Raw genomic sequence first — 13100 nt, 5'->3', positions numbered from 1 at the left:
CCGTGGCACGACGGAATCGGGGGAGCCCCGGAGAACGCCCCTGACGCCCCCTTCCGGGGCACCCCTGATGTGCGGCGCCGACCGCTCGTGTGACGATGCGGGGCATGACGATGGCCACGCCCTACGCGAGCGCCGGGGACGAGGCACCGGTCCGCAAGCTCTACCGCAGCGCGGACGGACGCTGGTTGGGCGGGGTCGCCCAGGGCCTGGCCGGGCACCTGGGTGTCCCGGTCTCCTGGGTCCGGGTGATCCTGCTGGTGCTCCTCTCCTCCAACGGACTGGGCGTGCTGCTCTACGCGGTCTTCTGGTTCGTGGTGCCGCTCGGCGCGCCCGAGACCAGCCCCGCCGCGCCCGCGCGCCGCAGGATGAACTGGCGCAAGCCCGGCAAGGAGTCGCTGGTCGCGTTCCTGGTGCTGGCCGTCGCGCTCTTCGCGTTCGCCGGCAGCATCCAGTACCCCATCTCCGGCCGCTACCTGTGGCCGCTGCTGATCATCGGCGTCGGCGCCGCCGTCGTCTGGCGGCAGGCCGACAACTCGCGCCGCGCCGCCTGGGCCGAGGCCACCCGCAGAAGCCGCTGGCTGCCGCTGCTGCGCAGCGCGGCCGGCGCGGTACTCGTCGGCGCTGGCGTCTCCGTCTTCGTGGTGGGCCAGGGCGGCGCGGCCACCGAGAGCCTCCGCGTCGCGCTCCAGGCCTCCGTCGCCGTGGTCGTCGGCATCGCGCTGCTCGCCGGCCCCTACCTGGTGCGGATCGTGCAGGACCTCTCCGAGGAGCGCACCATGCGCATCCGCGCCCAGGAACGCGCCGAGGTCGCCGCCCACGTCCACGACTCGGTGCTGCACACCCTGACGTTGATCCAGCGCAACGCCGAGAACGGCCGGGAGGTCGCCCGCCTCGCCCGCGCCCAGGAACGCGAACTCCGCGCCTGGCTCTACCGTTCCGCCGAGTCCGTCGACGGCCAGCCGGCGGAGGAGGACGACGAGCCGAAGACCCTCGCCGAGGCGGTGCGCGCCACCGCCGCCTCCGTCGAGGACCACCACGGGGTGCAGATCGAGGTGGTCTGCGTCGGCGACTGCCCCCTCGACGAACCGCTGGGCGCCACACTCCAGGCGGCACGTGAGGCCATGGTCAACGCGGCCAAGTACGGTGGGGAGGGCGGGCCCATCCGGGTGTTCGCCGAGGTCGAGGGTCGCACGGTCTTCGTCTCGGTGCGCGACCGGGGCCCGGGCTTCGACCAGGACTCGGTGCCGGCCGACCGGATGGGCGTGCGCGAGTCCATCGTGGGCCGGATGCGGCGCCACGGCGGCACCGCCCGGGTACGGTCCACACCAGGCGAGGGCACAGAGGTGGAGCTGACGATGGAGCGATCCCAATGAACCGGTCACCGGAGGAACGACGCGCCCGGGTGGTGCTGGTCGACGACCACCGCATGTTCCGCGCGGGGGTGCAGGCCGAGATCGGCCGCACGGACGAGACCGGCGTCGAGGTGGTCGGCGAGGCCGGCGACGTCGACCAGGCCATCACCGTGATCAAGGCGGCGGCGCCCGACGTGGTGCTGCTGGACGTGCACCTGCCGGGCGGCGGCGGCGTCGAGGTGCTGCGCCGCGGCTCGGAGCTGGTGAGCGCGTCGGGCGCCACCGTCCGTTTCCTCGCGCTCTCCGTCTCCGACGCGGCGGAGGACGTCATCGGTGTCATCCGGGGCGGGGCGCGCGGGTACGTCACCAAGACGATCACCGGGACCGACCTGGTCGACGCGATCTTCCGCGTCGCGGACGGCGACGCGGTCTTCTCGCCGCGGCTCGCGGGCTTCGTGCTGGACGCGTTCGCCTCGTCCGAGGCCCCGCCGGTCGACGAGGACATGGACCGGCTGACGCAGCGAGAACGCGAGGTGCTGCGGCTGATCGCCCGCGGCTACGCGTACAAGGAGGTCGGCAAGGAGCTGTTCATCTCGGTGAAGACGGTCGAGAGCCATGTCTCGGCCGTGCTCCGCAAGCTCCAGCTCTCCAACCGCCACGAGCTCACCCGCTGGGCGACCGCGCGCCGACTGGTCTGAGCGTCGCTCCCCCGGCCGGCGCCCCCGCTGGCCAAGACTGGGGGAATGTTCGGATTCGTGGTCCTCGCCGCGGCGCTGGTCACCGCGGGACGAGAGGCGTGGCGCTCCCCCTCGTTCCGCGGCGCCGCGCTCTCCCTGCTGCTCGTCCTGGCCACCGGGACGCTCTTCTACCGGGTGCACGAGCACTGGTCGGTGCTGGAGTCGCTGTACTTCTCGGTGACCACGGGCCTGACCATCGGCTACGGCGACCTGGCGCCCACCACCGCGCTCTCCCGCGTCTTCACGATGATCTACGCGGCGAGCGCCGTCAGCCTCTTCGCCATGGTCGGCGGCCTCCTCGCCCGCACCGGCCTCGCCCACCGCCGCTCCCACCGCCCCGGGGAACCCTCCTGAACGACGCTGCCCCGCTGCTACGGTGTCATCGCCCGTCAACACCGTGTAAGCGAAGGGGACTTCCCGTGCTCCGCCACCGCCTGGCCACCACCACGGCCCTCACCACGGCCCTGCTCCTCGCCCTCACCGCCTGCGGCGGCGACTCCGACGACTCCGCGGACGACCCGATCGCCGGCGTCGACGAGGAGACCCCGGCGGAGGACACAGACGCCGCCGAGGACGACGCCCGGGACCACGAGGCGGACCCCGACGCCTCGGAGATCCCGCTCCCGGACGACGTGGAACTGGTCTTCGACTGGGAGACCCCCGAGGACCCGAACGAGGCGGCGGCCCTCCACGGCGCGGGCGAGTACCTCCGCGCGATCGCCGCCAGCGTGGTGGCCCAGGACCCGGACGCGTACAACGGTTACGGGGTGGAACAGGCGGCGGAGTACGCGCGCACGCAGACGGAGTTGTGGATCGACGGCGGCTGGACGATGTACGGCACCGACCGGTACTACCAGGCCACCACCGCCCCCAACCCGGCCAACGAGGAGCTGGTGGTCGTCGAGTTCTGCAACGACGGATCGGAGTTGGTCGGCAAGTACGTGGAATCCGGGGAGGTCGTCCCCGACGAAGAACAGAACGAGACCTCCGTCTACCACTACACCGTCAGCATGTCCCCGGCCCCCGGGGTCGAGGGCTTCTGGCAGGCGCGCAGCGTCACCGTGGAGGGAGACGCGCCGCAGTGCGCCGGCTGAGGGCTCGACACCACGTCCCCCCCGTCGCCGCGGTCGGCCTTGTGCTCCTGTGTGCGGCGCCCGCCCTGTCCGCGCCGCCCGACCGTGAGATCGGGGGCAGCCAGGAGGGCGGCGAGGTCGCCGCGCACGCGGCGGCCGAAGAGGTGGCCTTCGACGAGAGCGGCAACGGCTCAGGTGGTCGGCTCACGACGACCGCACGGAACTGGTCCCCACCCCCGTGCTGGTATGCCCCGCGGTGGACCCCCGGGGAGTTACGCGTGACCGCCGAGACCGGATGGACCGCCGACGGCCAGTCGGGCCACGCGGCGGCGGCCATCGGCTGGATGTGGAACCACTACGACGGTGGCGACCCCTACACCGACTTCAACGCCGAGGAGGCGGACGAGGGCATGTGGTGGGGGGCCGTCGAGAATCCCTCGGAACCCGATGTCCTGGAACGCATGTCCTGCACCGAGATCCCCTTCTGGGCGGAGACCGGCGTCGTCCCGGACGTCGAGAACGCGCTGTCCCCTTCCGTCCTCGCGGAGTTGGCGTACGAACGGATCCGCGTGCCGGAGACCGAGGTCTCCTTCAGCCCCGCCGACCTCGACGGACAGGTCGTCAACCTGCCGACCTGGATCTGGGCGGAGAGCGGGGAGTACGACCCGGTGGCCGTGACCGCGTCGTTGGAGAGTTGGGGCATCTCGGCCACCACCACCGCGACGCCGACGGCGCTCACCGTCGAACCGGGCACGGCGGACGCCGAGACCCGTCCCGCGTCGGGGAGTTGCCCGATCAACGGGGACGGGTCGATCGGCGCGCCCTACGGCGGCGACGAGGACGCCGTTCCGCCCTGCGGCCTCACCTATCTGCGCGCGACCCACGGCGGCGGGAACTACCCGTTGACCGCCAGCATCACGTGGTCCATCACCTGGGAGGGCACGGGCGACACCGGCGGCACCCTCCCGGACGCCACCTTCGCCACCACCCACGAGGTCCAGGTCAACGAGATCCAGTCCGTCGTCCGCCCCTGAGCGGCCCCCTGAGGTCGCCGACGGTCACATCCGGTCGATCTCGGGGCGAAACGGCTCAGGTTGACGGAACCGATCCGGAGCCGCCCGTCCCGCCGTTCACTCCCACTCGATGGTGCCCGGCGGCTTGCTCGTGATGTCCAGGGTGACGCGGTTGACGTCGCGGACCTCGTTGGTGATGCGGTTGGAGACGCGGGCCAGCAGGTCGTACGGGAGGCGGGACCAGTCGGCCGTCATGGCGTCCTCGGAGCTGACGGGGCGCAGCACGATCGGGTGGCCGTAGGTGCGGCCGTCGCCCTGGACGCCGACGCTGCGGACGTCGGCGAGGAGGACGACGGGGCACTGCCAGATGTCGCGGTCGAGGCCGGCGGCCGTCAGCTCCTCGCGGACGATGGCGTCGGCCTCGCGCAGCAGGTCGAGTCGGTCCCGCGTGACCTCGCCGATGATGCGGATGCCGAGGCCGGGGCCGGGGAACGGCTGGCGGTGGACGATCTCCTCGGGCAGGCCCAGCTCCTGGCCGACCATGCGGACCTCGTCCTTGAACAACTGCCGCAACGGCTCGACCAGTTGGAACTCGATGTCCTCGGGGAGGCCCCCCACGTTGTGGTGGGACTTGATGTTGGCGGTGCCCGTCCCGCCGCCGGACTCGACGACGTCGGGGTAGAGGGTGCCCTGGACGAGGAAGGCGACGTCCTCGCCGGCGGCGCCGGCCTCGGCGACGAGCTCGGCCTGGGCCTGCTCGAAGACCCGGATGAACTCGCGGCCGATGATCTTCCGCTTGGTCTCGGGGTCGGAGACCCCGGCCAGCGCGTCGAGGAAGCGCTCGGAGGCGTCGACCAGCCGCAGCTTCGCGCCGGTCGCGGCGACGAAGTCCTTCTCGACCTGCTCGGTCTCGCCCTTGCGCATCAGCCCGTGGTCGACGTAGACGCAGGTGAGCTGCTCGCCGACGGCGCGGTTGACCAGTGCGGCGGCGACCGCGGAGTCGACGCCGCCGGAGAGCGCGCAGATGGCGCGCTTCGAGCCGATCTGGGCGCGGATCGCCGCGACCTGCTCCTCGACGATGGAGCCGGTCGTCCAGCTCGGGCTGATCCCGGCGCCCCGGTAGAGGAAGTGCTCCAGCACCTGCTGGCCGTGGGTGGAGTGCAGCACCTCGGGGTGGTGCTGGACGCCGTAGAGCCGGCGCTCGTCGTTCTCGAACGCGGCGACGGGAACGGTGTCCGTCGCGGCCGTCACCAGGAAGCCCTCGGGCGCGGCCGAGCAGGCGTCGCCGTGCGACATCCAGACCTGCTGCTCGTCGGGCGTCCCCTCGAAGAGGGTGGAGCCGGAGCGGGTCACCGACAGCTGGGTGCGTCCGTACTCGCGGGCGCCGGTGTTGTCGACCGTGCCGCCGAGGGCCTGGGCCATCAGCTGGAAGCCGTAGCACATCCCGAAGACGGGGACGCCCGCCTCGAAGATCGCCGGGTCCAGGCCGGGGGCCTCCTCGGCGTAGACGGACGAGGGGCCGCCGGAGAGGATGATCGCGCTGGGGCGCCGGGCCAGGATCTCGTCCACGGGGGTGGTGGAGGGGACGATCTCGCTGTAGACCCGGGCCTCCCTGACCCTGCGGGCGATGAGCTGGGCGTACTGCGCGCCGAAGTCGACGACGAGGACCGTGTCCTGGGGGGCCGTCTCTGCCACGGTTGCCACGGATGCCACAGAACTGCCTTTCGTGCCTACCCGGCCTGCTGCCTGTCGGCGGAGTTGGTGCGAGTGGTGCGGGTGCTGCGAGTAGTGCCGGTGATGCGAGTAGTGCCGGTGATGCGAGTGGTGCCGGTGATGCGGAAGGGTGGGAACGGTGCGGGGTGCCGACGTTCGGGCGGCGGCGAGGTGGTCGCCGCGCGGGCGCGCGGTGCGGGGATGTGGCCCGAGTCTACCGGCGGCGCGGGGCCCGCGGTCCTGGCGTCCACGGGGCGGGCGCCGGCCGGCCGCCGGGGCGGCGGCCCCCTTGGGGTGGGCACCGTGCGGTGGCATACTCGGACGCATGGCACAGCCGCGACACATCTTCTTCACCTATGGCACCGGCCCGGCCGGCCGTCATGGGGAGTGTCGCACGCGGCACTGACAGTGAAGACTCCCCGACGCCCCGGGCCCGGATCAACCGGCCCGGGGCGTCGTCGCGTTCGCGGGCCGGAGGCTCCGGCCACCGGGCGTCGGGGGACAGTTCCAGGGAGAACCGGATCATGACGACTCAGACAACGACCACCACCCCGCCCCGGGCCGCCGCCGATCCCGGGGGTTCCGCCCCCGAGGGCCCCGACGCCGACCCCGAGGCGGCGATCGCGCGGGCGCGCGCGGACATCGACGCGCTGGACGAGGAGATCGTGCGCCTTCTCCGCCGGCGCATGGCGCTCTCCGAGGGCGTGCAGCACATCCGGATGGCGCGCGGCGGCCGGCGGACCGACCTGGCGCGGGAGAACGAGGTACTGCGCCGCTGGCACGCGGAGTTGGGCCAGCCGGGCACCGCGTTGGCGATGACGCTGCTGGAGCTCTGCCGGGGCCGCGTCTGACCCGCCGGCGCCGCGCGACGCCGGCCGAACCGGGGCACGACGCGTCACCCGTACGGAGCGTGACCGCCCGCGCGGGGCTTCGTTGAAGGTGGTGTCCCCGGGGCGATGAGGCGCTGTGGTCCTCGCGGTGTGGCGAGGTCCACGCGCCGTGGGACCTCGCTCCGGTGCGGTGGCCGGGCAGCAGGGGACAGCAGGCCGGTCACGCCCCACGGTCGGTTCTCGGGACGCCGAGGACCGGCCGCCCCCGGCTTCGCGGGCAGCGCCCCCGTCTCCCGCGTGAGGCGACGCACGCGAGCGGGGCCAAGGACGTTGGCGAGCCACGGCGCACCCCCCTCCAGTGGTTCGACCAACGAAAAGCGGCGCCTACCCCCCGGGTGCCGCTCCCAGCACAGGCGCCGCCCTGTCGCCGTGCTGACCCGGGGGCCTCGGTCGACGGCCGGGGTCCCCGGGACTCTCCCCGGGGGTGGTGTTCTCGGCCCGACTGAAGGTCCGTGTCCCTTTCGTGACCGAACGGCGAACAACCTTCCACGTGATTCAACGGTCTCAGCACATGTACAGCCGTTTACCGGCTGTGCCATCATGAACGGAGAGGCCCGCTCCATTCCCCCGTCGAGCGGGCCTCTTCGTTTGCCCGGAATGTCGCCGCGGGTCCCGGGCGCCACACCCCGCCCTTCACTGGTCCAGACCACCGGGCATCGCGTCGTCGTCCCCGCTCGGGGCGGGTGGCGGCACCTCGGGCACGGGCAGCACGACCGGCAGCCGCAGCGCGCCGAAGGCCGACTCGGGAACGGCCGGCCGGCGCGGCGGTGTCGGGCGCAGCGAACGGTAGGGCTCGTCGGGGGCCGGCCGCCCGTCCGGCTCGCCCGCGTTGGGCCACAGCGCGAACGCGCGTTCCGCCTGGGCGGTGATGGTCAGCGCCGGGTTGACGCCGAGGTTGGCCGAGACGGCCGAGCCGTCGACCACGCTGATCCCCGGGTGGCCGTGCAGCCGGTGATAGGGGTCGACCACCCCGCGCTCGGCGGTGTCCCCGATCGGGCAGCCGCCGAGGAAGTGCGCGGTCAGCGGCGTACCGACCAGCTCGCCCACGTTGGTGCCGGCGAACCCGCCGATGTCGTCGGCGAGATGACGCGCGGCCTCGGCGCCCGCCGGGATGTGGTCCGGGTTGGGCGCGCCGTGCCCCTGCCGCGCGGTGAGCAGCCCACGGCCGGGGCGGCGCGTTCTGCGGTAGGTGGTCAGCGAGTTGTCGTGCGTCTGCATCACCAGCCCGATGATGGTCCGCTCCGACCAGCGCCGGTTGGAGAGCGACAGCACGAAGACCACCGGGTGGCGCAGGCTGGTCGCGGCGTAGGCGAGCAGCCGGGGCAGCCGGCCGCCCCTGCGGAACTGCTTGATCGACAGGAACCCCATCGCGTTGGAGCCCTTGCCGTAGCGGACGGGCTCCACATGGGTGTGCTCGTCCGGGTGGATGGAGGAGGTGATCGCCACGCCCCGGCTGAAGTCCAGGGTCGCGTCCTCCCCGTGCCGGGCGCGGTAGCGGCGCGAGATGGTGCTGGCGCCGACCAGTGCCTCGGAGTTGGTGCGGGTGAGGGTGCCGAGCCGGGCGGAGAGCCGGGGCAGCGTTCCCGCGTCGCGCATCCGGTGCAGCAGCGTCTGGGTGCCGTAGGTGCCGGCCGCGAGGACCACCTGGCGCACGCGCAGCACGGTGCGCCGCCTGCGCCGACCGCGCGCCCCCGCCCTCGTCGGCACGCAGGTGACCAGGTGGCCGCCGCCGTCGGGGAGTTCGGGCGCCTCGGCGACCTCGGTGACGGTGGTCAGCGGGCGGATCTCGGCGCCGGCGCGCTCGGCGAGATGGAGGTAGTTCTCGTTCAGGGTGTTCTTGGCGCCGTGCCGACAGCCCGTCATGCACTCGCCGCACTCCAGACAGGCCCGCCGCGAGGGGCCGGCGCCGCCGAAGTACGGGTCGGAGACCTCCTCGCCGGGTCCCGCCCGGTGCTCGCCGTCGGCGTCCCCGCCGTCCCCGAAGAAGACCCCCACCGGGGCCATCCGGAACGTGTCGCCCACGCCCATCCGTTCGGCCGCGCACCGCAGATGGCGGTCGGACGCGGTCATCGTGGGGTTGGTCCGCACCCCGAGCATCCGCCTGGCCTGCTCGTAGTAGGGGGTCAACTCCCGCCGCCAGTCGGTGATGTGGCGCCACTGGCGGTCCTCGAAGAAGGCGTCGGGCGGCACATAGAGCGTGTTGGCGTAGTTCAGCGAGCCGCCGCCGACCCCGGCACCTGCCAGGATCATGACATTGCTGAGGAGGTGGATGCGCTGGATGCCGTAGAGGCCGAGCCTCGGCGCCCAGAGGTAGTCGCGCAGATGCCACGAGTTCTTCGGCAGCCGTTCCCTGGTGAACCGGCGGCCGGCCTCCAGGACCACCACCCGGTACCCCTTCTCGCTCAGCCGCAGCGCCGCCACGGCCCCGCCGAAGCCGGAGCCCACCACGGCCACGTCGTAGTCGAACGCGCCGTCCTCGCCGACCCGTTCGTCCTCCTCGCGCCCGGTTCCCCCGGTCATCAGCGCACCCCCAGCGACTTCAGCGCGCGCAGCGAGCGACTGATCAGCGCGGCGTAGCGGCGGTCGTCCAGTCCGTGCGAGGGGGCGAGCGGCAGCAGGCGCTGGCGGGCGACGGTCTGCGGCTCGGTGTACTTCAGCAGCCCGTCGGCGCCGTGGCGCCGGCCGAGCCCCGAGTCGCGCATGCCGCCCATCGGCGCCGCGACGCTGCCGTAGGCGGCGGCGTACCCCTCGTTGATGTTGACCGTGCCGGTGCGCAGCCGGTGGGCCAGGCGGCCGGCGCGGCGGGAGTCGCGCGACCAGACGCTGGCGTTGAGCCCGAACGGGGTGTCGTTGGCGATCGCCACCGCCTGCTCCTCGTCCGTGAAGCGCTGGACCGAGACGACGGGGCCGAAGGTCTCCTCGGCGCAGACCCGCATGGCCGGGGTGACCCCCTCCAGCACGGTGGGCTCGTAGAAGTAGGGCCCCAGGTCCGGGCGGTGCCGCCCGCCGGCGAGCACCTTGGCGCCCCGCGCGACGGCGTCCTCGACATGGGTGGTGACGGCGGCGAGTTGGGCCGCCGAGCAGAGGCTGCCCATGTCGGTGCCGTAGTCGAGGGCGGGGCCGAGCCGCATCGCCTCGACGCGGGCGACGAACCGCGCGAGGAAGTCGTCCGCCACCGAGGCGTCGACCAGCAGCCGTTCGACGGAGACACACAGCTGCCCCGAGGAGGAGAAGGCGGCGCGCACCGCCCCCTCGGCGGCCCGGTCCAGATCGGCGTCGCGCAGCACCAGCAGCGCGTTCTTGCCCCCCAACTCCAGGCTGGCACCGATCAGTCGGGCGGCGGCGCGCTGGGCGACCTCGCGCCCGGTGCGGGTCGACCCGGTGAACGTGACGTAGTCCGCGTGCTCCACGACGGCCGGGCCGACGACGGGCCCCTCCCCCAGCACCACCGTCCACACGTCCTCGGGCAGCCCCGCCTCGCGCATCAGCCGGCGGGCCCACAGGGCGGTGAGCGCGGTCTCCGTGTCGGGCTTCATGACGACGGCGTTGCCGGCGAGCAACGCCGGCAGCACGTCGCCGGCCGACAGCTCCAACGGGTAGTTCCACGGCGATATGTGGCCCACCACGCCGTGCGGGTGGCGCACCTCCCTGACCTGGGTGAGCAGCGGTATCGCGCCCAGGTGACGGCGCTCGCCGAGCCTGCCGGGCGCCGTGCGGCCGTAGTGGCGGGCCGCCATCGCCACCGCCTGCACCTCCTCGTGCGCCGAGAGCCGGCTCTTGCCGGTCTCCAGCTGGACGAGGTCGAGCACCTCGGACTGGCGGCGCAGCAGCAGGTCGTGAAAGCGGAGCGCCACGCGGGCGCGTTCCCTGACGGGTCTGCCGGCCCACGCCGGCTGGGCGGCCCTGGCCCGCCGGAACGCGTCGGCCACCTCGTCCGGGGTGGCCTCGGGCAGCTCGGCCAACCGCTCCCCGGTGAACGGACAGTGGCACGCGGTGCGCCCACCGCCCACCACTCCGCTGGTCAGCGACTCGACCAGAGCGGGGGTGACGATACGGGCGGCGGCCTCGCTCACGTCGGACTGCGCTGTCGTCATAACGGGAGGGTACGTCGGAGTGTGGGCCATTCCTACCCACTGGTAACGAGTTTTTTGCCAGCGATCACTGGCGCTTTTCCGGCGCCGCGCCGGGCGAGGACGACAACCCACCCAGCCACGAAGCTCCGTAGTCGACCAACCCCCGCCACCCAGCATTCGCGCAGTTCCCCGCGCCCCCAAGCCGCCCACCGGCAGTGCAGGGGCGCGGGGAACTGCGCGAGCAACCACACACCGGGCTCACGCCGACACCCCACCCACCCACGAAGCTCCGTAGTCGACCAACCCCCGCCACAAATGCACCGCGCAGTTCCCCGCGCCCCCAAGCAGGCCGCCACCTGCCAAACGCGAACACGAACCCGCACCCAACCCACCACGCCAGCCCACACCAGGGGCGCGGGGAACTGCCCACAACCCGGCCGCGCACGCGAAACGTCAGGGCCGGAAGGCCAAATCCGCGAGGAGTCCGGTGTAGAGCCGGTCCCCCGCCGTCGCGGCCTCGCCCTCCGAGCCGAGCGTGGTCACCTGGACCTGCCAGTGCGAGCCGGCCGTCGGGCCGCCGAAGTGCAGCGAGCGCCGTTCCGCCGGCCCCTCGTGCGGCCGGGTGGCGCTGGTCGTGACGACCCGCAGCTCCGCCGCGTCGCCGCCCGACTGGAAGTCGGTGGCCCAGGCCTCGCCGTCGACGCTCGCGTAGTTGGCGTCGGCACGGTACGCGGCGACCTGGTGCTCCGCCTCGGTCAGCGGCGGGGACGTGAAGCCGGGGTGGTGCCAGAGATCGACCGAGTGGCGCCCGTCGGGCGAGCGGTAGCTCACCTGCCGTTCGCTGGAGGGGTTCTGCTCGCGGACATAGCCGGGCGGCAGCGACAGCGTCATGGCCAGGGCCGGCTCTTCGATCGCGTCCCACTGGGCCGGCGGCGCCACCTCCTGCGGCGGTCCTGAGTCGTCGAGTCCCTCCGGGTCGCCGGGGTCGGTCGAGTCCTCCGTCGGGTCGGAGGGGTCGTCGGCGCCCTCGTCGGCGCCGCCCCGCTCCCGTTCCGCGGGGCCCTCGTCCTGCCCGCCGTCGTTCTCCTCCTCGGAGCCCTCGTCGGCGGCGCGTTCCTCGTCCTCGTCCTCCGGCGCGCGCCCGTTCTCCCCCTCGTCCGCGCCGGCGCCCGCGGCCGACTCCGTGCGCTCCTCCACGCCGTCGCCGCCCGCCGTCGTGTCGCCGTCCTCGCCGGGCCACGGCACCAGCAGCACCGCCGCCGCCAGCAGCGCGGCGGCGACCGCGCCGCCCGCCACCCAACGGCCGCGCCGTCCCAGCCTGAGCCGGCGCAGCCGGGCGGCAACGCCGGGCGGCGCCTTCGGGCCCGGCGCGCCGGCCGCCTCGCGACGCAACACCCTGCGTATCTCGTCCGGTTCGGGGCGCGCCCCCGGGCGCTTGCTGAGCAGCCGCAGCATCAGGTCGCCGAGGGCGTCGTCGACGCGCTCCGGCGGCCGGGGCGGCGCGGAGATCACCGCCTGGATGGTGGCGGCCAACTGCTCCCTGCGGAACGGCGAGACGCCCTCCGTCGCCAGATACAGCAGCACGCCGAGCGACCACAGGTCGGCCTCGGGCCCCGGCTTCTCGCCCAACGCCAGCTCGGGCGCGACGAACTCGGGCGAGCCGACGAACGCCCCCGTGTCGGTCAGCGCCTGCTCGCCCTCGACGGCGGCGATCCCGAAGTCCGTCAACACCACCCGGCCGTAGGCGCCGAGCAGCACGTTGCCCGGCTTCACGTCGCGGTGCAGCACCCCCGCCTCGTGCGCGGCGACCAGCGCCTCCAGCACGCCGAGACCGATCCGCGCGGCCTCGGCGCGGGGTATCGGGCCCCTGTCCAGCAGGTCCTCCAGCGAGCCGCCGCGCACCAGCTCCATCACGAGCCAGGGGCGGCCCTCCTCGAAGACCAGGTCGTGGAGGGTGATCACCCCGGGGTGCCCGATCCTGGCCGCCGCGGCGGCTTCCCGGCGCATCCGGGCGAACGCGCGCCGCTGACGCTCCGGTGCGACGGAGGCGGGCAGCCGCGGCTCCTTGACCGCGACCTCCCGGCCGGTGACCTCGTCGCGCGCCCGCCAGACGGTGCCCATCCCGCCCTGCCCGAGCCGCTCCACCAACTGGTAGCGGCCACCCAGCAGTCGGCCCCTCGCGTCGCCCCGCGAAAGGCGTGGGTCGACGTGCGCGCCCTCGTTCACCAGCCCGTTCCCCGTCTGTCCCG

10 protein-coding genes are annotated in these 13100 nt (G+C 73.6%); 6 read left to right on the top strand and 4 right to left on the bottom strand.

The annotated features are described in order from the left end of the window. Window positions 1-104 precede the first annotated feature (104 nt). The 5 genes from FH715_RS16115 (at window position 105) to FH715_RS16095 (ending at window position 4196) form a co-directional block, all read left to right on the top strand. Entirely contained in the window at window positions 105-1373 is a 1269-nt protein-coding gene (locus FH715_RS16115) for an ATP-binding protein (protein ID WP_139645828.1), read from the top strand. After that, complete coding sequence (locus FH715_RS16110; RefSeq protein ID WP_139645826.1) at window positions 1370-2050, top strand: LuxR C-terminal-related transcriptional regulator; 681 nt, start codon at window positions 1370-1372, stop codon at window positions 2048-2050. Before FH715_RS16115 ends, FH715_RS16110 begins: the two co-directional genes overlap by 4 nt. A gap of 45 nt (window positions 2051-2095) precedes the next feature. Next, window positions 2096-2443 carry a potassium channel family protein gene (locus FH715_RS16105; RefSeq protein ID WP_139645825.1) on the top strand — a complete coding sequence of 116 codons (348 nt, stop codon included), beginning with the start codon at window positions 2096-2098 and terminating at the stop codon, window positions 2441-2443. A 65-nt stretch (window positions 2444-2508) separates the two neighbouring features. Then, window positions 2509-3183 carry a hypothetical protein gene (locus FH715_RS16100; protein ID WP_139645822.1) on the top strand — a complete coding sequence of 225 codons (675 nt, stop codon included), beginning with the start codon at window positions 2509-2511 and terminating at the stop codon, window positions 3181-3183. A gap of 257 nt (window positions 3184-3440) precedes the next feature. Further along, entirely contained in the window at window positions 3441-4196 is a 756-nt protein-coding gene (locus tag FH715_RS16095; RefSeq protein ID WP_246108773.1) for a hypothetical protein, read from the top strand. A 96-nt stretch (window positions 4197-4292) separates the two neighbouring features. Here the strand turns inward: FH715_RS16095 and guaA are convergent, their stop codons facing one another. Continuing rightward, window positions 4293-5888: a glutamine-hydrolyzing GMP synthase gene (gene guaA, locus FH715_RS16090; protein WP_484422042.1), complete on the bottom strand. Its 1596-nt coding sequence runs from the start codon at window positions 5886-5888 to the stop codon at window positions 4293-4295. 524 nt (window positions 5889-6412) lie between these two features. Between guaA and FH715_RS16085 the strand changes: the two genes are divergently transcribed. Continuing rightward, the gene (locus FH715_RS16085; RefSeq protein ID WP_139645818.1) at window positions 6413-6739 is read left to right on the top strand and encodes a chorismate mutase; all 327 of its coding nucleotides are present in this window, start codon (window positions 6413-6415) and stop codon (window positions 6737-6739) included. 672 nt (window positions 6740-7411) lie between these two features. On the opposite strand, the gene FH715_RS16080 is transcribed toward FH715_RS16085, so the two are convergent. The 3 genes from FH715_RS16080 to FH715_RS28965 all read right to left on the bottom strand — a co-directional run bounded on the left by FH715_RS16080 (window position 7412) and on the right by FH715_RS28965 (window position 13077). Further along, window positions 7412-9298 (bottom strand): GMC oxidoreductase, encoded by a 1887-nt coding sequence (locus FH715_RS16080; RefSeq protein ID WP_139645816.1) that lies wholly within the window; start codon window positions 9296-9298, stop codon window positions 7412-7414. Next, on the bottom strand, window positions 9298-10872 hold the full coding sequence (locus FH715_RS16075; protein WP_246108772.1) for a succinic semialdehyde dehydrogenase: 1575 nt from the start codon (window positions 10870-10872) through the stop codon (window positions 9298-9300). Before FH715_RS16075 ends, FH715_RS16080 begins: the two co-directional genes overlap by 1 nt. Before the next feature lie 432 nt (window positions 10873-11304). Then, entirely contained in the window at window positions 11305-13077 is a 1773-nt protein-coding gene (locus FH715_RS28965) for a protein kinase domain-containing protein (protein WP_246108771.1), read from the bottom strand. Between the last annotated feature and the right edge of the window lie 23 nt (window positions 13078-13100).

This window comes from Streptomyces sedi (assembly GCF_006335015.1).
Lineage (GTDB): Bacteria > Actinomycetota > Actinomycetes > Streptomycetales > Streptomycetaceae > Streptomyces > Streptomyces sedi.
The sequence above is the reverse complement of the archived record's forward strand: the minus strand, read 5'-3'. Positions and strand labels throughout refer to the sequence as shown.

Coding starts and splice junctions, on each gene's coding strand:
- FH715_RS16115 (WP_139645828.1), top strand. CDS start 105: ATGACGATGGCCACGCCCTACGCGAGCGCCGGGGACGAGGCACCGGTC.
- FH715_RS16110 (WP_139645826.1), top strand. CDS start 1,370: ATGAACCGGTCACCGGAGGAACGACGCGCCCGGGTGGTGCTGGTCGAC.
- FH715_RS16105 (WP_139645825.1), top strand. CDS start 2,096: ATGTTCGGATTCGTGGTCCTCGCCGCGGCGCTGGTCACCGCGGGACGA.
- FH715_RS16085 (WP_139645818.1), top strand. CDS start 6,413: ATGACGACTCAGACAACGACCACCACCCCGCCCCGGGCCGCCGCCGAT.
- FH715_RS16080 (WP_139645816.1), bottom strand. CDS start 9,298: ATGACCGGGGGAACCGGGCGCGAGGAGGACGAACGGGTCGGCGAGGAC.
- FH715_RS16075 (WP_246108772.1), bottom strand. CDS start 10,872: ATGACGACAGCGCAGTCCGACGTGAGCGAGGCCGCCGCCCGTATCGTC.